This window comes from Saccharothrix texasensis, assembly GCF_003752005.1.
Taxonomy (GTDB): Bacteria; Actinomycetota; Actinomycetes; order Mycobacteriales; family Pseudonocardiaceae; genus Actinosynnema; species Actinosynnema texasense.
The window spans coordinates 6311406-6329353 of the sequence record NZ_RJKM01000001.1; the positions used below are offsets into that span (position 1 = coordinate 6311406).

Genomic DNA, 17948 nt, shown 5'->3' on the forward strand with positions numbered 1-17948 from the left:
GCACGATGACCGCGGCAGGCGTTCCCCGGCGGGGAGCGCCTGCCGCGCGCTCAGCCGCCGAACTCGATCGTCCCGTCCCGCCGCCCCCGGCGGACCATCCGGTTGAAGCTCACCGCCGCCACGGCGAACCACGCCCCGCCCACGCACAGCTCCAACCCGAGCTGCCCGAGCACCACCACCCCGGGCGCTTCCGCCACGAACGCCCGGATCGCGGCCAGCCCGTGCGTCATCGGCAGCACGGACGTGACCGCGCGCAGCCACCCCGGCCAGAACGACGTCGGCACGTTCACCCCGCAGAACGTCATCAGCACCAGGTAGCTGAGGTTCAGCGCCAGCCACCGCGCCGACGGGAACCCGAGCACGAACGACGCCACGCACGTCCCGTAGCAGTAGCACGACACCCCGACCACGAAGATCATCAACGGCACGAGCGCCGCCGAGGGCCACGGCAGCCGCACCCCGAACAGCGGCGGCAGCACCAGGAACGCCGTGGTCGACGCGGCGACGCCCGACCCGAGGTTCACCAGCCCTTTCGCCAGGTACACGGTGAGGTGCGTGGACGGCGCGGCGACCATCAGCGCCAGCGTGCCCGCCTGCCGCTCGCCGACGGCCAGCAGGATCACGACGGTCGCGTCGATGGCCATGATCGCGACCACGTTGCCGATGAGCAGGTAGTCGACCTGCTGCTGCGACCCGAGCATCCGGCCGATCAAGGCGAAGAAGCAGGCCTGGATCAGCAGCCGCGACAGCCAGGTGAACGTCCAGGTCTTCCACGTCTGGAACGCCGAGAACACGGTCCAGGAGGCGATCAGGCCGTGCTTGAGCACCCGCAGCTGGTCACGCATACGTCACCGCCCCCAGCTCGCGCGCCCGCCGCAGGGCCGCCGCCAGCAGCGCCCGCCCGCCGACGAGGGCGGCTGCCCCGAGGCCGACGATCGCCAGCAGCCGCCAGCCGGCGCCCGTGACGGCCTCGACGGCCATGGCGTCCCGCATCAGGTCCGCCGACCACGACAGGAAGATCGCGTGGGACAGCGGTCGCAGGAACTCCGGCAGGTACTGCACCGGCACCATCACCCCGGACAGCAGGTAGACGGGGAAGCTGAGGAAGTTCAGGTAGTTGTTGCTGTTCTTGGACAGCAGCATCGACGCCGCCAGCAGCAGGCTCGTGCCGATCATGGCGAACACCGACGCCGCCATCGCCGCCCAGAACACCCACGGGTGGTGCACCTCCGGGGTCACGCCGAACAGCAGCCGGCCCAGCAGCCACGTCTCACCGAGCGGGACGACGCCCAGCACCATCACCGCCGAGATCCGCCCCAGGTAGACGGAGTGCACGGCACCCGGCGCGGCCATGCCCAGCTCCAGGGTGGCGGTCCAGCGCTCGCCGACGAGCACGGTCGTGGCCAGTCCCGTGGCGAAGCCCCACAACCCGATCAGGGTGGGCGCGAGGAACGCGTTGGCGACCAGGTCGGGCCGGGCCGCGTGCATCACGATCGACAGCATCATGACCACGGTGAACGGGATCGTGCACAGCGTCAGCAGCTCGTCGGGCTGCCTGCGGAGCAGCCAGAACTGCGTGCGGACGCCGGAGAGGAACAGGCGCACGGCTCAGACCTCCATGCCGCGGCGGCCGATGAGGTCGAGGTAGACGTCCTCCAACCGGGGCGGCACGGCGTGCACCGAGCGCACGCCGCGGTCCAGCAGGAAGTCCAGCACCGCGCGCGCCGCCCGGTCGTCGGCGGTCTTGACCCGCAGCACGCCGTTGCGGGTCTCGGTGGCGACCACGCCGGGGACGCCGGTGACGTCCAGCGAGGTCTCGGCCTCGACCCAGCGGTGCAGGCCGGACATCTCGGCCAGGCCGCGCGGCGACTCGGTGGCCAGCACCCGGCCCTTGTCGATCAGGGTGACCCGGTCGCAGACGTCCTCGGCCTCGTCCATGTCGTGGGTGGTGATGAGGATCGTGCGGCCTTCGTCGCGCAGTTCGCGGATGAGCTCGCGGAAGTCGCGCGCGGCGACCGGGTCCATGCCGGTGGTCGGCTCGTCGAGCAGGATCAGCTTCGGGTCGCCGATCAGGCCGCGGGCCAGGTGCACCCGCTGCTTCATGCCCCGCGAGAACGTCTCCACGAGGTCGTCGGCCTTGTCCGCGAGGCCGAGGCGGGTCAGCAGCTCGTCGGCGCGGGCCTTGGCGCGCGCGTCCGGGATCTTGTAGAGCGCGGCCCAGTAGCGCATCGTCTGCCGCGCGGTCAGCTTCCCGTACAGGCCGCGCTCGCCGCCGAACACGATGCCGACGAGGCGCCTGACCTCGGCCGCGCCGGTCACCACGTCGTGGCCGAGCACCTCGGCGGTCCCCGAGGTCGGCAGCAGGACCGTGGACAGGACCTTGCACAGCGTGGTCTTGCCCGCGCCGTTCGGACCGAGCAGGCCGTGCACCTCGTTGGTCGGCACGTCCAGCGTGAGCCCGTCGAGCGCGGTCACCTCCGCACCCTTGGGCCGCCAGCCCTTGCCCTTGCGGAACGTCCTGGTCAGGTCGCGCACCCGGACACCCATGCTCACCCCTCACCCCTGGTGGTCCAGGTGAAGCTACCGGTGGAGCCGGCCGCGCGGACGCCGATTTCGGTTCGCCGAGCCGTCTCGGATACCAGACACGATCGGCGGATGTCGGGTCGTGCGGATCGGTCCGCCGGGTTGAGATGGGCACATGCAGCAACCCGTGCAGCTGGGTCCGAAACCCCTGACCCGCGACGACGTCCACGCCGTCGCCCGCGGCGACGCGCGCGTGGAGATCACGGAGGCGGCCCGCGAGGCGGTCACCACCGCCCGGGCGCACATCGAGCGCCTGGCCACGGCCGAGCAGCCGACCTACGGCGTGTCCACGGGCTTCGGCGCGCTGGCGGTCCGGCACATCCCGCCGGACCGCCGCGCCGCCCTCCAGCAGTCCCTGGTCCGCTCGCACGCGGCGGGCTCGGGCCCCGAGGTCGAGCGCGAGGTCGTGCGCGCCCTCGTGCTGCTGCGCCTCAAGACGTTGGCGAGCGGCCACACGGGCGTCCGGCTGGAGACCGCCGAGGCGATGGCCGCGATGCTCAACGCCGGTATCACCCCGGTCGTGCACGAGTTCGGCTCGCTCGGCTGCTCGGGCGACCTCGCGCCGCTGTCCGCCGCCGCCCTCGCCCTCACCGGCGAGGGTGACGTCCGCGACGCCGGCGGGCGCCTGGTCCCCGCCGCGCGGGCCCTCGCCCAGGCGGGCATCGAACCCGTCCGGCTGGCCGAGAAGGAGGGCCTGGCGCTGATCAACGGCACCGACGGCATGCTCGGGATGCTGGTGCTGGCGGTCCGCGACCTGGGCTACCTGCTCGACGTCGCCGACCTGACCGCCGCGATGAGCGTGGAAGCCCTCCTCGGCACGGACCGCGTGTTCGCCGCCGACCTCCAGGCCCTGCGCCCGCACCCCGGCCAGGGCCGGTCGGCGCGGCGCATGGCGGAGATCCTGCGCGACTCCGAGATCATGGACAGCCACCGCGGCCCGGACTGCACCCGCGTCCAGGACGCCTACTCGCTGCGCTGCTCGCCGCAGGTGCACGGCGCGGCGCGGGACACCGTCGCCTACGCCGAGACCGTCGCCGACCGCGAGCTGGCGTCGTCCATCGACAACCCGGTGGTGCTGGCCGACGGCCGGGTCGAGTCCAACGGCAACTTCCACGGCGCGCCGATCGCCTACGTGCTGGACTTCCTCGCCATCCCCACCGCGGACGTGGCGAGCATCGCCGAGCGCCGCACCGACCGGATGCTGGACGTGAACCGGTCGCACGGCCTGCCGCCGTTCCTGGCGCACGACCCGGGCGTCGACTCCGGCCACATGATCGCCCAGTACACGCAGGCCGCGATCGTCAGCGAGCTCAAGCGGCTGGCCGTGCCCGCGTCCGTCGACTCCATCCCGAGCAGCGCGATGCAGGAGGACCACGTCTCCATGGGCTGGTCGGCCGCGCGCAAGCTCCGCCAGGCCGTCGACGGCCTGCGCCGGGTCCTCGCGATCGAGTTCCTGACCGCGGCCCGTGCCCTGGACCTGCGCAAACCGCTCAACCCCGCCCCCGCCACCGCGGCGGCCGTCGCGAAGCTCCGCGAGCACGTCGAGGGCCCCGGCCCGGACCGCCACCTCGCGCCGGAGATCGCCGCCGCCGAAGACCTGATCCGAAAGGGAGTGCTGTGATGGTGCGTGCCGCCCGCGGGACCGAACTGACCGCCCGCAGCTGGCCGACCGAGGCCGCGCTGCGGATGTTCCACAACAACCTCGACCCGGACGTGGCCGAGCGCCCCGAGGACCTGGTCGTCTACGGCGGCACCGGCAAGGCCGCGCGCGACTGGCCGAGCTTCCACGCCATCAGCCGCGAGCTGACGAACCTCAAGGACGACGAGACGCTGCTCGTGCAGTCCGGCCGCCCGGTCGGGGTCATGCGCACGCACGAGTGGGCGCCGCGCGTGCTCATCGCGAACTCCAACCTCGTGCCGGACTGGGCGAACTGGCCCGAGTTCCGCCGCCTCGAAGCCGAGGGCCTCACCATGTACGGCCAGATGACGGCCGGCTCGTGGATCTACATCGGCACGCAGGGCATCCTCCAGGGCACCTTCGAGACGTTCGCCGCCGTCGCCGAAAAGCGCTTCAACGGCACCCTGCGCGGCACGCTCACCGTGACCGCCGGTCTCGGCGGCATGGGCGGCGCGCAACCGCTTGCGGTCACCATGAACGAGGGCGTGGCGCTCTGCGTCGAGGTCGACCCGCAGCGCGCCCGCCGCCGCGTGGAGACCCGCTACCTGGACGAGATCGCCGACGACCTCGACGACGCCGTCGCCCGCGTGCTGCGCGCCAAGTCCGAGGGCCGGGCGTTGTCGGTCGGCCTGATCGGCAACGCCGCCGAGGTGCTGCCGGAGCTGCTGCGCCGCGACGTGCCGGTGGACGTCGTCACCGACCAGACCTCCGCGCACGACCCGCTGGCGTACTGCCCGAAGGGCGTCCCGGTCGAGGACTGGGCCGACTACGCCGCCGCCAAGCCCGACGAGTTCACCGACCGGGCCCGCGAGTCGATGGCCGACCACGTCGAGGCGATGGTGGGCTTCCTGGACCGCGGCGCGGAGGTGTTCGACTACGGCAACTCGATCCGCGGCGAGGCCAAGGCGGGCGGCTGCGAGCGGGCGTTCGACTTCCCCGGCTTCGTGCCCGCCTACATCCGGCCGCTGTTCTGCGAGGGCAAGGGCCCGTTCCGCTGGGCGGCGCTGTCCGGCGACCCGGCCGACATCGCGAAGACTGACCGGGCGATCCTGGAGCTGTTCCCGGAGAACGAGCAGCTCGCGCGGTGGATCAAGATGGCCGGCGAGCGGGTCGAGTTCCAGGGCCTGCCCGCCCGCATCTGCTGGCTCGGCTACGGCGAGCGGCACCTCGCGGGCCTGAAGTTCAACGAGATGGTGGCGTCGGGCGAGCTGTCCGCGCCGATCGTGATCGGCCGCGACCACCTGGACTGCGGCTCGGTCGCGTCGCCGTACCGGGAGACCGAGGCGATGGCCGACGGCTCGGACGCCATCGCCGACTGGCCGCTGCTCAACGCCCTGGTCAACACCGCGTCCGGCGCGACCTGGGTGTCGCTGCACCACGGTGGCGGCGTCGGCATCGGCCGCTCCGTCCACGCCGGTCAGGTGACCGTCGCCGACGGCACGCCGCTCGCCGCGCAGAAGATCGAGCGGGTGCTGACCAACGACCCCGCCATGGGGGTGATCCGGCACGTGGACGCCGGGTACCAGCGGGCGGTCGACGTGGCCGAGGAGAAGCGGGTGCCGATCCCGATGAGCGCCGGATGACCGACCTCGCGGACATCGCCGACGTCGGACGTGACGCTCGGCGCGGGGGCTACTCGCGGCACGGCTTCGACCGGGTCGAGCTGGAGCTGCGGGAGTGGTTCACGCAGGAGGCCGAGCGGCGGGGGCTGGACGTGCGGCCCGACCGCAACGGCAACCTCTGGGCGTGGTGGGGCAGGCCGGGGCCGGACGCGGTGATCACCGGCAGCCACCTCGACTCGGTGCCCGGCGGCGGCGCGTTCGACGGGCCGCTGGGCGTCGTGTCGGCGTTGCAGGCCTTCGACGTGCTGCGGGCGCGCGGGTTCACGCCGTCGAAGCCGCTGGCGATCGTCGTGTTCGTGGAGGAGGAGGGCGGGCGCTTCGGCGTCGCCTGCCTCGGGTCGCGGCTGATGACGGGCGCGATCACGGCGGAGGCCGCGTGCAAGCTGGTGGACGCGGACGGCGTCACGTTCGGCGAGGCCGCCCACGCCGCCGGGTTCGACCCGCTGCGCATGGGGCGCGACGACCGCGCGCTGTCGTCCGTGGGCGCCTTCGTCGAGCTGCACGTGGAGCAGGGGCGCGGGTTGGACGTGCCGGTCGGGCTGGCGAGCTCGATCCTGGCGCACGGGAGGTGGCGGTACACGTTCCGCGGCGAGGGCAACCACGCGGGCGCGACGGTGATCGAGGACCGGCGCGACCCGATGCTGCCCGCCGCGCGGATGGTGCTCGCCGCGCGCCGGGCGGCCACCTCCGGCGCGCGGGCCACGGTCGGCCGGATCGTGCCGAACCCGGGCGGCACCAACGTGATCGCGTCGTCGGTGGACGTGTGGCTGGACGCGCGGGCCGGTGACGAGCCGCGCACCCGCGAGGTGGTCGGGCTGATCACCGAGGCGGCGCGCGCGGCGGCGGAGGAGGAAGGTTGCGAGGTGCGCGTGACCGAGGAGAGCTGGGGCGGGACGGTGCACTTCGACCCCGACCTCATGTCCCGCGTGCGGGACGCGCTCGGCGGCGGCACGCCCGCGTTGCCGACCGGGGCCGGTCACGACGCCGGCATCCTGGCGGCGCACGTGCCGACCGCCATGCTGTTCGTGCGCAACCCGACCGGGATCAGCCACGCGCCGGAGGAGTTCGCCGAGGCGGACGACTGCGCGGCGGGCGTGGCGGCGCTGGCGACGACCTTGGAGCACCTGGCGCGATGAAGAGCTTCTGGTGCGAGCGGGCGTGGTTGCCGGACGGCATCGCGGCACGGGTGCTGGTGCGCGTGGACCGGGGGACCATCACCTCCGTGTCCACTGTGGACACGATTCCGCTCGGCGTGGAACGCCTCCACGGCCTCGTGCTCCCGGGTTTCGCCAACGCGCACTCGCACGCGTTCCACCGGGCGCTGCGCGGGCGCACGAACGCCGACGGCGGCACGTTCTGGACGTGGCGCGACCGGATGTACGCGGTGGCGGAGCGGTTGACGCCGGACTCGTACCTGGAGCTGGCCAGGGCGGTGTACGCGGAGATGGCCGTGGCCGGGGTGACGGCGGTGGGCGAGTTCCACTACCTGCACCACGGCGGCAACGAGATGGCGGAGGCCCTCCGGCAGGCCGCCCTGGACGCCGGGATCAGGCTCACCCTGCTGGACGCCTGCTACCTGGCGGGCGGGATCGGGCAGCCCGTGCGCGGGGTGCAGGAGCGGTTCTCCGACGGCACCGGGGACCGGTGGCTGGACCGGGTCGCCGAGCTGCGCGGTGACGACAACACCAAGGTCGGCGCGGCGATCCACTCGGTCCGCGCGGTGCCGCGCGAGGTGTTGTCGCTGGTGGCGGGCGCGTTCCCGGACCGGCCGCTGCACGTGCACCTGTCGGAGCAGCCGGCCGAGAACGAGGCGTGCCTGCAGGCGTACGGCCTCACGCCGACCGAGCTGCTGGCCGAGGCCGGCGCCCTCACGCCGCGCACGACGGCCGTGCACGGGACGCACCTGTCCGCGAAGGACATCGGGCTGCTCGGCTCGACCCGCACCGGCGTCTGCTTCTGCCCGACCACGGAGGCGGACCTGGCGGACGGCATCGGGCCGGCGCGGGAGTTGGCGGAGGCGGGCTCGCCGCTGTCGTTGGGCAGCGACCAGCACGCCGTGATCGACCCGTTGCTGGAGGCGCGCGCCTTGGAGCACCACGAGCGCCTGCGGACGGGGCAGCGTGGCCGGTTCACGCCCGCGGAGCTCGTCGCGGCGATGACGAACCACGCCTCGATCGGCCGGCCGGAAGCCGGTCGGCTGGAGGTCGGCGCGCCGGCCGACCTCGTCGCCGTCCGGCTGGACTCGGTCCGGACCGCCGGTGTCGAGCCCTCGCAGGTGGTCCTGGCCGCCACCGCGTCCGACGTGGCGGCCGTCGTGGTGGGCGGGAAGGTCGTGGCGCGCGACGGCGTGCACGAGCGGCTGGGCGACGTCGCGCGGTTGTTGAGCGACGTCACCCGGTCGCTGGGCGAGCGGATCGGAGCCGGATGAGCACCCTCGTGACCGGGATCGGCGAGTTGACCACCAACGACCCCGAGCTGGGCCGCCTGACCGACGCCGCGCTCGTCCTCGCCGACGGCCGAGTGGCGTGGGTGGGGTCCGCCTCGGCCGCGCCGGCCGCCGACGAACGGGTCGACGTGGAGGGCCGGGCGGTCCTCCCGGGTTGGGTCGACAGCCACACGCACCTGGTGTTCGCCGGTGACCGGACGGCCGAGTTCGAGGCCCGGATGGCCGGTGAGGCGTACGCGGCCGGCGGGATCGCGGTCACGGTCGAGGCCACGCGGGCGGCGTCCGACGACGAGCTGGCGGCGAACCTGCGGCGGCTGGTCGCCGAGGCCGCGGCGCAGGGGACGACCACGGTCGAGACGAAGACCGGGTACGGGCTGACCGTCGAGGACGAGGTGCGGTCGGCGCGGATCGCCGCGCGGGTGGTCGACGAGGTCACCTTCCTGGGCGCGCACCTGGTGCCGCCGGGCGCGGACGCGGACGAGTACGTCGCGGTGGTCATCGGCGACATGCTCGACGCCGTCGCGCCGCACGTGCGGTGGGCGGACGTGTTCTGCGAGCGGGGCGCGTTCGACGCCGACCAGTCGCGGGCGGTGCTGGCGGCGGCCCGGGCCAAGGGCCTCGGGCTGCGGGTGCACGGGAACCAGCTGGGCGAAGGGCCCGGGGTGGGGCTGGCGGTGGAGTTCGGCGCGGCGAGCGTCGACCACTGCACCTACCTGTCCGACGCCGACGTCGACGCGCTCGCGAACTCCGCCACCGTCGCCACCCTGCTGCCGGCGTGCGACCTGTCGACCCGGCAAGCGCTGCCGCCGGCGCGCCGGCTGCTCGACGCGGGCGCGACGGTCGCCCTCGCGAGCAACTGCAACCCCGGCAGCTCGTACACGACCTCGATGGCCTACTGCATCACGACGGCGGTGCTCCAACTGCGGTTCACCGTCGAAGAGGCCATCACCGCCGCCACCCTCAACGGCGCCAAGGCGTTGCGCCGCGACGACGTGGGCCACCTGTCACCGGGCGCCCGCGCCGACGTCCACGTGCTGGACGCGCCTTCGACCACGCACCTGGCCTACCGGCCGGGCGTCCCGCTCACGCACGCCGTGTGGCGGGCAGGCGTGCGGCTGAGGTGACGGGCGTCCGGCGAGCGCGGCCGGCTCCGGCCGTCACCCGTTCGGACCGACCGCGACCGGGGCCGTCGAGTCGAGGGCGGCGAGGGCCGCGGAGGTGCTGTCGGGGTGCGCCGGCAGCAGCGGGAGGCGGACGTCCGGGGTCGGGATCCGGCCCCGGGCGTGCAGCACGGCCTTGACGACGGTCGGGTTCGGCTCGGCGAACAGCGCCGCCGACAGCCGGCCCAGCCGCCCGCCCAGGGCCCGCGCCGCGGCCACGTCACCGGCGTGCCAGGCGTCGATCAGCCGGACGAACCCGGCGGTGGCGACGTGCGCCGACGCCAGGATGCCGCCGTGCGCGCCGAGCGCCAGCAGCGGCGAGATGAACGTGTCGTCACCGCCCAGGACGGCCAGGTCGGACGGCAGGTCGGCGAACAGCTCGACGGTGTCGGCGTTGATCCCGCCCGCCGCGTACTTCAGACCCACCACGCCGGGCACGTCGCCGAGGCGTCGCAGCGCCGCCGCGGACAGGTACTGACCCGTCCGGTACGGGATGTCGTACACGACCAGCGGCACCGGGCTGTCGGCGGCCAGCCGGGTCAGGTGGGCCAGCGCGCCGTCCTCGCCCGGCCGGACGAACGACGGCACCACGGTCAGCGACGCCACCACCTCCGGGTGGTCGGCCAACGCCTGGAGGGCCTGCGCGGTGTTCGCGCCGACGATCAGCGGCGCGTGGCGCTCACGGCAGACCCGGGTGACCACCCCGAGCACCGCCTGCTGCTCCACCGGGCTGAGCGACGAGGGCTCCGCCGTGGTGCCCAACGCCACCAGGCCACGCGCGCCGTCGTCCAACGCCTGGTGGGCGAGGGCTTCCAGGGCGTCGAGGGCCACGGCCCCCGACCGGTCGAACGGCGTGATCAGCGGGACGTGCAGGCCGGTGAGCGTCATACCGCCCACGGTGCCCGGCCGAACCGTGAAGCACCAGTTCGTGTTCCTCACGGCAACCGTAAGCTGAACTGATGCTCGACGTCCGCCGCCTGCGGCTCCTGCGCGACCTGGCCCGACTGGGCACGATCGCCGCCGTCGCCCGCGCCCACGCCTACACGGCCTCCGCCGTGTCGCAGCAGCTCGCCGCCCTGCAACGCGAAGCGGGCGTGCCGCTGCTGGAGCACACCGGCCGCGGCGTGACCCTCACGCCCGCCGCCACCGCGCTCGTCCGGCACGCCGAGACGATCCTGGCCGCCCTCGAAGCGGCGACCGCCACGCTGGCCGCCGCGCGCACCGGCCTGTCCGGCGCGGTGCGGATCGGCGCGTTCCCCAGCGCCGTGCCGACCCTGCTGCCGGCCGCGCTGGTCGCGCTGGGCCGCGACCACCCGGCGCTCGACCTGATGGTCACCGAGCTGGACCCGGTCGACATGCCGGACGCGTTGCGCGACGGGCGGTTGGACGTGGCGCTGTGGCACGACTACGACATCGCGCCGGTCGAGTCCGACCCCGGCGTGGACTCGGTGCGGCTGCTGGACGAGAAGGTGTTCCTCGCGGTGCCCGCCGACGGCCCACCCGACGACCGGCCGGGTGGTCGGCCCGGTGGTCGGCCCGACGACGCGATCGCGAGCACGCGTGACGCGGCGTGGATCGTGGGCAGCCCCGGCACGCTGTGCCACACCGTGGCGATGAGGGTCTGCCAGGCGGCCGGTTTCACCGCCGGGGTGCGCCACCACGCCGACGACTTCACCGCCGTGCTCGCCCTCGTCGCCGCCGGGCAGGGCGTCGCGCTCGTGCCCGAGCTGGGCGCGACCCGCCCGCCGGCCGACGTCCGCCTGGTGCCGCTGGACGTCCACCGCCGCACCCGCATCGCCTACCGCCGTGGCGCGGGCGGGCATCCGGTGGTCGCCGCGTGCGTGGCCGCGCTGGAGTCCTCGACCCGCGCCTACCTCGCCCCTCCCGCTCAGGAGTGAGTCGGAAGACCGCCCGCGCGAGCGATCAGCTCCGGCCGCGAGTTCCGCAGGACCCACGGCATGACAGCGATCACACGCCCCGAGTTCGTCGCCGCGCCGCTGCTCGTCCCGGTCTGCGGCGTCTGCCGGATCGTCGACGGGGTCGACGGTGAACGCGGACCCGGCCCGGCCCGGCCGATCGACCAGTTCGCGGTGGGCGTGGTCGCCGGGTGGTCGTGAGGATCGTTCTGGTGCAGGCTGGTCGCATGGAGTACACCCAGCTCGGCCGTTCCGGCCTGTCCGTGTCCCGACTGTGCCTGGGCACGATGAACTTCGGCCCGGAGACGTCCGAGGCCGACAGCCACACGATCATGGACCGGGCCCACGAGCACGGCATCAACTTCTTCGACACCGCCGACGTCTACGGGTGGCAGCGGGGCGAGGGCGTGACCGAGAAGATCATCGGCCGGTGGTTCGCGCAGGGCGGTGGTCGGCGGGAGAAGACCGTGCTCGCCACCAAGCTGTACGGCGACATGGGTGACTGGCCGAACGAGAAGCGGCTGTCCGCCCTGCACATCCGGCGGGCCGCGGACGCGTCGCTGCAGCGGTTGCAGACCGACTACATCGACCTGCTCCAGATGCACCACGTGGACCGGGCCACGCCGTGGGACGAGATCTGGGAGGCCTTCTCCGTGCTGCGGCAGCAGGGGAAGGTGATCTACTTCGGGTCGTCCAACTTCGCCGGGTGGCACATCGCGCAGGCGCAGGAGGCGGCGCGCGAGCGGCACTTCCTGGGGCTGGTCAGCGAGCAGTCGATCTACAACCTGGTCAACCGGTTCGTGGAGCTGGAAGTGCTGCCGGCGGCACGCCACTACGGCGTCGGCGTGATCCCGTGGTCGCCGCTGGGCGGCGGGCTGCTCGGCGGCGTCCTGCGCAAGCAGCGCGAGGGCGGCGGGTCGCGCGGCACGACGGGCCGCAGCCTGGAGGTGCTGGAGAAGCGCCGGGACGCGATCGAGGCCTACGAGAAGCTGTCGGCGGACCTCGGCGAGGACCCGGCCCACCTCGGCGTGGCGTGGCTCCTGCACCAGCCGGGCGTCACCGCGCCGATCATCGGCCCCCGCACCCGGGAGCAGCTGGACGGCTCCCTGCGGTCCACCGAGCTCAAGCTCGACGCGGAAGTCCTGGCCACCCTGGACGACCTCTTCCCGGCCCCGGGCCCGAACGGCCCCAACCCCGCACCGGAGGCGTACGCCTGGTAGCGGTGACCGGCGAACGCGAGGCGGCGGGCCGCGGTCCGCCGCCCGGTGCGGCGTGGACGGTCAGTCCTCGACGTCCTCGTCGTCCCGCGCCAGGTAGGTGGCCAGGCGTTCGACGGCCGTCTCGAAGTCCGGGTTCAGGTCCACGAACGCCCGGAGCTTGTCGGCCAGCCAGGCGAACGTCACCTCCTCCTCGCCCCGCCGGGACTCCAGTTCCTCGATGCCGCGATCGGTGAAGTACACGGTCTTCCTCCACTGACGGGCCGAGCCGTCGACACCCGGAGGTCTCGACGGCTCGGCACAGTCCACCAGGTCCTACTCGAACGCCTTCGCGATCAGCTCGCGCTGCTCGACCTCGTGCACCTTGGACGAACCCGCCGACGGCGCGGCCATCGGGCGGCGCGACACGCGCTTCACCACGAACCGCGACGGCAGCAGCTCGGGCAGCGCCAGCCCGAAGAACGGCCACGCGCCCTGGTTCGCCGGCTCCTCCTGGACCCAGCGGACCTCGGTGGCGTTCGGGTAGCGGTCCAGGGCGGCGGTCAGCTTGCGCGCCGGCACCGGGTACAGCTGCTCGACGCGCACCACGGCGACGTCCTTCGCGCCCCGCTTCTCCTGCTCGGCCAGCAGCTCGTAGTAGATCTTGCCGCTGCACAGCAGGACCTTGCGCACCGCGCTCGGGTCGATGCCGGTCGGGTCGTCGATCACCGACTGGAACTTGTCCTCCACGAACGCCTCGACCGGGCTGATCGCGGCCTTCAGGCGCAGCATCGACTTCGGCGTGAACACCACCAGCGGGCGGTTCACGCCGTCCAGCGCGTGCCGCCGCAGCAGGTGGAAGTAGTTCGCCGGGGTGGACGGCACCGCGATCGTCATCGAGCCCTCCGCGCACAGCTGGAGGAACCGCTCGATCCGGCCGGACGTGTGGTCCGGGCCCTGGCCCTCGTGACCGTGCGGCAGCAGCAGCACCACGTCGGACACCTGGCCCCACTTGGCCTCACCGGACGAGATGAACTCGTCGATGATCGGCTGCGCGCCGTTGACGAAGTCGCCGAACTGCGCTTCCCACAGCACCAGCGCGTCGGGGTTGGCCACGGAGTAGCCGTACTCGAAGCCGAGCGCCGCGAACTCCGACAGCACCGAGTCGTACACCATGAACTTGCCCTGGCTCTCGGCCAGGTTCTGCAGCGGGGTGTACTCCTCGGACCGCTTGCGGTCCACCAGCGTGGCGTGCCGCTGCACGAACGTGCCGCGCCGCGAGTCCTGACCGGCCAGTCGGACCGTGCGGCCCTCCAGCACCAGCGACCCGAACGCGAGCAGCTCGGCGAACGCCCAGTCGATGCCGCCTTCGCGGGCCATCTTGGCGCGCCGCTCCAGCACCGGCTTGACCCGCGGGTGCGGGGTGAAGCCGTCGGGCAGGTTCACGTGCGCGTCGGCGATCCGCTCGATGATCGACCGGTCGACGCCGGTGGGCAGCTTGGTCGGGACCTGCTGCTCCTCCTCGATCGACGGCGAGGTCTTGATCGGGTGCTTCTCCAGCTCCCGGACCTCGTTGAAGACGTGCTCCAGCTGCGAGGAGAAGTCCTGCAACGCCTTCTCGGCCTCTTCGACGGAGATGTCGCCGCGGCCGATCAGGGACTCGGTGTAGGTCTTGCGCACCGAGCGCTTGGTGTCGATCACGTCGTACATCGCCGGCTGCGTCATCGAGGGGTCGTCGCCCTCGTTGTGGCCGCGGCGGCGGTAGCAGACCATGTCGATCACGACGTCCTTGTTGAACGCCTGCCGGTACTCCACCGCGAGCTTGGCGACCCAGTAGCACGCCTCGGGGTCGTCGCCGTTGACGTGGAACACCGGCGCGCCGATCATCTTCGCCACGTCGGTCGAGTACTTCGACGAGCGCGAGTGCTCGGGCGCGGTGGTGAAGCCGACCTGGTTGTTCACGACCACGTGCACCGTGCCACCGGTGCGGTAGCCGCGCACCAGCGCCAGGTTCAGCGTCTCGGCGACCACGCCCTGGCCCGCGAACGCGGCGTCGCCGTGCAGCGCGACGGGCAGCACGGTGAAGCCCTCGCCGCCCTTGTCCAGCATGTCCTGCTTGGCCCGGACGATGCCTTCGAGGACCGGGTCCACGGCTTCCAGGTGCGACGGGTTCGCGGTGAGCGACACCTTCGTCTCGCCGTCGCCGAACATCCGGAAGTACTTGCCCTCGGCGCCCAGGTGGTACTTGACGTCGCCGGAGCCGTGCGCCTGACCGGGGTCGAGGTTGCCCTCGAACTCGCGGAAGATCTGCGAGATCGGCTTGCCGACGATGTTCGCCAGCACGTTCAGCCGGCCGCGGTGCGGCATGCCGATGACGACCTCGTCGATCTCGTGTTCGGCGGCCTTGTCGAGCACCGCGTCGAGCAGCGGGATGACCGTCTCGCCGCCTTCGAGCGAGAACCGCTTCTGGCCGACGTACTTGGTCTGCAGGAACGTCTCGAACGCCTCGGCGGCGTTGAGCTTCGACAGGATGTACTTCTGCACGGTGGCCGGCGGCTTCTCGTGCGGGACCTCGACGCGCTCCTGGATCCAGAGGCGCTCCTCCGGGTCGAGGATGTGCATGTACTCGACGCCGACCGTGCGGCAGTACGAGTTGCGCAGCACGCCCAGGATGTCGCGCAGCCGCATCCGCTCCTGGCCCGCGAACCCGCCGACCGGGAACTCCCGGTCCAGGTCCCACAGGGTCAGGCCGTGCGACAGGACGTCGAGGTCCTGGTGGCTGCGCTGGCGGTAGTTCAGCGGGTCCGTGTCGGCCATCAGGTGGCCGCGGGTGCGGAACGCGTCGATCAGCTCGATCACGCGGGCCGTCTTGTCGACCGCGCCCTCGGGGATGTCGGCGACCCAGCGGATCGGCTCGTACGGCAGCCGCAGCGACGTGAAGACGTCGTCGTAGAAGCCGTCCTCGCCCAGCAGGAGCTGGTGGATGCGGCGCAGGAACTCGCCGGACTCCGCGCCCTGGATGACGCGGTGGTCGTACGTGGAGGTCAGCGTGATGACCTTGCTGACGCCCATGTCGGTCAGGGCCTGCTCGCTGGTGCCCTGGAAGTGCGCCGGGTACTCCATCGCGCCGACGCCGATGATCGTGCCCTGACCGGCCTGCAGGCGCGGCACCGAGTGGTTGGTGCCGATGGTGCCGGGGTTGGTCAGCGAGATGGTGGTGCCGGAGAAGTCCTCGGTGGTCAGCGAGCCGGTCCGCGCCTTGCGGATCAGGTCCTCGTAGGCCTGCCAGAACTGCGTGAACGTCATGTTCTCGCAGCCCTTGATCGAGGCGACGACCAGCGTGCGCGCGCCGTCCTTGCCGGGCAGGTCGATCGCCAGGCCGAAGTTCACGTGCTCCGGCGTGATCACGAACGGCTTGCCGTCGACCTCGCCGAAGTGCCGGTTCATGTTCGGGTACGCCTTGAGCGCCCGCACCACCGCGTACCCGATGAGGTGGGTGAAGGAGACCTTCCCACCGCGGGTGCGCTTGAGGTGGTTGTTGATCACGATGCGGTTGTCGGCCAGCAGCTTGGCGGGCACGGCGCGCACGCTCGTCGCGGTCGGAACGGTGAGCGAGAGCTCCATGTTCTTCGCGATGGCGGCGGCGGCGCCGCGCAGCTGCTTCTGCTCCTCGCCCTTGACCGGCTGCACCGGCGCGGCCTTGGCGGCCTGGGCGGGTGCGGGCTTGGCGGCGGGCTTGGCCGCGGGCTTCCGGTCCGGCTGAGCCGTCGTCCCGGGCTGGGCTGCCTGGCTCTTCGGCTGCTGCTGCGGCGGTTGCGCGGTCGACGCCGCGGCGGTGGTCGCGGTGGGCGGCGCGGCCTGGGCCGGAGCGGTCTTGGTGGCGGTCGTGGTGCCGTTCTCCGCGGCCCCCGTCGCCCCGTTGCCCGACCGCTGCGTCGACTTGTAGTCGGCGAAGAAGTCGTGCCAGGCCGGGTCCACGGACGACGGATCGGCGAGGAACTGCTCGTACATCTCCTCGACCAGCCACTCATTGGGGCCGAACTGAGAAGCAGGACTGCTGCTGGACACGGCTGGCGCTCGCCTCTATCCATCTCGCTCTTGGTAATGACTCACTCATGGTCAGGCTAGTCCCCCGTCTGGTGCAGTTCACACACAGGAGGGGCAGCGCACCGAGTGCTCTCTCACAGAATCGGTCAGGTGATCGGTCCGTGTTATGGGTGCTTGAGCATGACTTGAGGTTAAGCCCGTCACACCCGCGGTGGTGCGTCGACTCGGAGTAGTTGTGCGCACGGTGGGGTTCGGTGGGGTGTGAGGTGTTCAGAGGGCTGAAACGTGGTGTCCTGGGCGGCTCTGACCTCTGCTTTCAACCGTTTGGTTGACTTCGTGGGGTGGGGCTCGTATGGTTTGTTCAACCGAGAGGTTGAGTAAGGAGATGGCGGTGGACGACCAGTTGTCGCGGGTCTTCTCGGCCCTGGCCGACCCGATCCGGCGCGACATGGTGGCGCGGCTGGCGGTGGGCGACGCGACCGTGAACGAGTTGGCCGGGCCGTACTCCGTGACCGTGCAAGCCGTGTCGAAGCACCTCAAGGTGCTCGAGGACGCCGGGCTCGTCAGTCGCAGCAAGCAGGCGCAACGGCGGCCCGTCCACCTCGAGGCGGAGGTGTTCGACCTGATGACGAAGTGGATCGAGCGCTACCGGCAGGAGGCGGAGCGGCGCTACCAGCGACTGGACGCCGTGCTCGCCGAGCTGGCGGCCGAGGACGACACCGAGCAGACCCGAGCCGAAGGAGAAGCATCATGATCACGACCAAGCACCCGGAGACCGCGATCAGCGCCGACCCGGCGTTGCCCACCATCCACATCACCCGGGAGTTCGACGCCCCGGTGGACGCCGTGTTCCGCGCGCACGTCGACCCCGAGCTGGTGGTCAGGTGGCTGGGGCCGCGCTCGGTGACCATGCGGGTGGACCGGTGGGACGCGACGACCGGCGGCGCGTACCGGTACGCGCACACCCGCGGTGACGAGGAGTACCGGTTCTACGGCTCGTTCCACGAGGTGCGGCCCGGTGAGCGGATCGTGCAGACGTTCACGTTCGAGGGTTTCCCGGACGGCGTGTGCCTGGAGACGGTGACGTTCGAGGACCTCGGGGGCGGGCGGACGCGGCTGCACGCGATCAGCGTGTTCGAGACGACCGAAGGGCGGGACGCGGCGATGGCCAGCGGCATGGAGACCGGGGTCGTCGAGGGGTACGAGCAGCTGGACGAACTGCTCGTCGAGGGCTGATCGGCAGGCCTCGGGTCCGGGCGATCGGCTCCACGGCCCCGCAGGTGTGGAAGCCTGCGGGGTT

16 protein-coding genes are annotated in these 17948 nt (G+C 72.4%); 10 read left to right on the plus strand and 6 right to left on the minus strand.

Features of this window, described 5'->3' with window-relative positions:
* Positions 1-50: 50 nt before the first annotated feature.
* The 3 genes from EDD40_RS28050 to EDD40_RS28060 are packed head-to-tail and all read right to left on the minus strand — an operon-like array spanning position 51 to position 2547.
* The gene (locus EDD40_RS28050; RefSeq protein ID WP_123745573.1) at positions 51-845 is read right to left on the minus strand and encodes an ABC transporter permease; all 795 of its coding nucleotides are present in this window, start codon (positions 843-845) and stop codon (positions 51-53) included.
* A complete protein-coding gene (locus tag EDD40_RS28055) occupies positions 838-1605 on the minus strand; it encodes an ABC transporter permease (RefSeq protein WP_123745574.1) in 768 nt (255 codons plus the stop codon). Before EDD40_RS28055 ends, EDD40_RS28050 begins: the two co-directional genes overlap by 8 nt.
* A gap of 3 nt (positions 1606-1608) precedes the next feature.
* Complete coding sequence (locus tag EDD40_RS28060; protein WP_123745575.1) at positions 1609-2547, minus strand: ABC transporter ATP-binding protein; 939 nt, start codon at positions 2545-2547, stop codon at positions 1609-1611.
* Positions 2548-2698: 151 nt separating this feature from the next.
* Between EDD40_RS28060 and hutH the strand changes: the two genes are divergently transcribed.
* Genes hutH through hutI form a run of 5 tightly spaced genes read left to right on the plus strand, consistent with a single transcriptional unit; the run spans position 2699 to position 9453 of the window.
* On the plus strand, positions 2699-4204 hold the full coding sequence (hutH, locus tag EDD40_RS28065; RefSeq protein WP_123745576.1) for a histidine ammonia-lyase: 1506 nt from the start codon (positions 2699-2701) through the stop codon (positions 4202-4204).
* Positions 4204-5844 (plus strand): urocanate hydratase, encoded by a 1641-nt coding sequence (gene hutU / locus EDD40_RS28070; protein WP_123748337.1) that lies wholly within the window; start codon positions 4204-4206, stop codon positions 5842-5844. Before hutH ends, hutU begins: the two co-directional genes overlap by 1 nt.
* Positions 5841-7019 (plus strand): allantoate amidohydrolase, encoded by a 1179-nt coding sequence (locus EDD40_RS28075; protein ID WP_123745577.1) that lies wholly within the window; start codon positions 5841-5843, stop codon positions 7017-7019. Before hutU ends, EDD40_RS28075 begins: the two co-directional genes overlap by 4 nt.
* Complete coding sequence (locus EDD40_RS28080) at positions 7016-8311, plus strand: formimidoylglutamate deiminase (protein WP_123745578.1); 1296 nt, start codon at positions 7016-7018, stop codon at positions 8309-8311. Before EDD40_RS28075 ends, EDD40_RS28080 begins: the two co-directional genes overlap by 4 nt.
* Positions 8308-9453, plus strand: a complete 1146-nt coding sequence (gene hutI, locus EDD40_RS28085; RefSeq protein WP_123745579.1) for an imidazolonepropionase — start codon at positions 8308-8310, stop codon at positions 9451-9453. Before EDD40_RS28080 ends, hutI begins: the two co-directional genes overlap by 4 nt.
* 33 nt (positions 9454-9486) lie before the next feature.
* Here the strand turns inward: hutI and EDD40_RS28090 are convergent, their stop codons facing one another.
* A complete protein-coding gene (locus EDD40_RS28090; RefSeq protein ID WP_123745580.1) occupies positions 9487-10377 on the minus strand; it encodes a dihydrodipicolinate synthase family protein in 891 nt (296 codons plus the stop codon).
* A gap of 71 nt (positions 10378-10448) precedes the next feature.
* Between EDD40_RS28090 and EDD40_RS28095 the strand changes: the two genes are divergently transcribed.
* From EDD40_RS28095 to EDD40_RS28100, 3 genes are read left to right on the plus strand one after another with little or no spacing between them, the layout of a single operon-like run.
* Positions 10449-11387, plus strand: a complete 939-nt coding sequence (locus EDD40_RS28095; protein ID WP_123745581.1) for a LysR family transcriptional regulator — start codon at positions 10449-10451, stop codon at positions 11385-11387.
* A gap of 60 nt (positions 11388-11447) precedes the next feature.
* Entirely contained in the window at positions 11448-11606 is a 159-nt protein-coding gene (locus EDD40_RS41935; RefSeq protein WP_170184867.1) for a hypothetical protein, read from the plus strand.
* A 26-nt stretch (positions 11607-11632) separates the two neighbouring features.
* A complete protein-coding gene (locus EDD40_RS28100) occupies positions 11633-12625 on the plus strand; it encodes an aldo/keto reductase (protein ID WP_123745582.1) in 993 nt (330 codons plus the stop codon).
* A gap of 60 nt (positions 12626-12685) precedes the next feature.
* On the opposite strand, the gene EDD40_RS28105 is transcribed toward EDD40_RS28100, so the two are convergent.
* Positions 12686-12865 carry a DUF6104 family protein gene (locus tag EDD40_RS28105; protein ID WP_123745583.1) on the minus strand — a complete coding sequence of 60 codons (180 nt, stop codon included), beginning with the start codon at positions 12863-12865 and terminating at the stop codon, positions 12686-12688.
* A 72-nt stretch (positions 12866-12937) separates the two neighbouring features.
* A complete protein-coding gene (locus EDD40_RS28110; RefSeq protein WP_123745584.1) occupies positions 12938-16669 on the minus strand; it encodes a multifunctional oxoglutarate decarboxylase/oxoglutarate dehydrogenase thiamine pyrophosphate-binding subunit/dihydrolipoyllysine-residue succinyltransferase subunit in 3732 nt (1243 codons plus the stop codon).
* A gap of 364 nt (positions 16670-17033) precedes the next feature.
* Between EDD40_RS28110 and EDD40_RS28115 the strand changes: the two genes are divergently transcribed.
* Both EDD40_RS28115 and EDD40_RS28120 read left to right on the plus strand, forming a co-directional pair.
* The gene (locus EDD40_RS28115) at positions 17034-17402 is read left to right on the plus strand and encodes an ArsR/SmtB family transcription factor (RefSeq protein WP_201437483.1); all 369 of its coding nucleotides are present in this window, start codon (positions 17034-17036) and stop codon (positions 17400-17402) included.
* On the plus strand, positions 17399-17884 hold the full coding sequence (locus EDD40_RS28120) for an SRPBCC family protein (protein ID WP_123745585.1): 486 nt from the start codon (positions 17399-17401) through the stop codon (positions 17882-17884). The genes EDD40_RS28115 and EDD40_RS28120 overlap by 4 nt, the downstream gene beginning before the upstream one ends.
* The last annotated feature ends 64 nt before the right edge of the window (positions 17885-17948 follow it).

Coding starts and splice junctions, on each gene's coding strand:
- EDD40_RS28050 (WP_123745573.1), bottom strand. CDS start 845: ATGCGTGACCAGCTGCGGGTGCTCAAGCACGGCCTGATCGCCTCCTGG.
- EDD40_RS28060 (WP_123745575.1), bottom strand. CDS start 2,547: ATGGGTGTCCGGGTGCGCGACCTGACCAGGACGTTCCGCAAGGGCAAG.
- hutH (WP_123745576.1), top strand. CDS start 2,699: ATGCAGCAACCCGTGCAGCTGGGTCCGAAACCCCTGACCCGCGACGAC.
- hutU (WP_123748337.1), top strand. CDS start 4,204: ATGGTGCGTGCCGCCCGCGGGACCGAACTGACCGCCCGCAGCTGGCCG.
- EDD40_RS28075 (WP_123745577.1), top strand. CDS start 5,841: ATGACCGACCTCGCGGACATCGCCGACGTCGGACGTGACGCTCGGCGC.
- EDD40_RS28080 (WP_123745578.1), top strand. CDS start 7,016: ATGAAGAGCTTCTGGTGCGAGCGGGCGTGGTTGCCGGACGGCATCGCG.
- hutI (WP_123745579.1), top strand. CDS start 8,308: ATGAGCACCCTCGTGACCGGGATCGGCGAGTTGACCACCAACGACCCC.
- EDD40_RS28090 (WP_123745580.1), bottom strand. CDS start 10,377: ATGACGCTCACCGGCCTGCACGTCCCGCTGATCACGCCGTTCGACCGG.
- EDD40_RS28095 (WP_123745581.1), top strand. CDS start 10,449: ATGCTCGACGTCCGCCGCCTGCGGCTCCTGCGCGACCTGGCCCGACTG.
- EDD40_RS41935 (WP_170184867.1), top strand. CDS start 11,448: ATGACAGCGATCACACGCCCCGAGTTCGTCGCCGCGCCGCTGCTCGTC.
- EDD40_RS28100 (WP_123745582.1), top strand. CDS start 11,633: ATGGAGTACACCCAGCTCGGCCGTTCCGGCCTGTCCGTGTCCCGACTG.
- EDD40_RS28115 (WP_201437483.1), top strand. CDS start 17,034: ATGGCGGTGGACGACCAGTTGTCGCGGGTCTTCTCGGCCCTGGCCGAC.
- EDD40_RS28120 (WP_123745585.1), top strand. CDS start 17,399: ATGATCACGACCAAGCACCCGGAGACCGCGATCAGCGCCGACCCGGCG.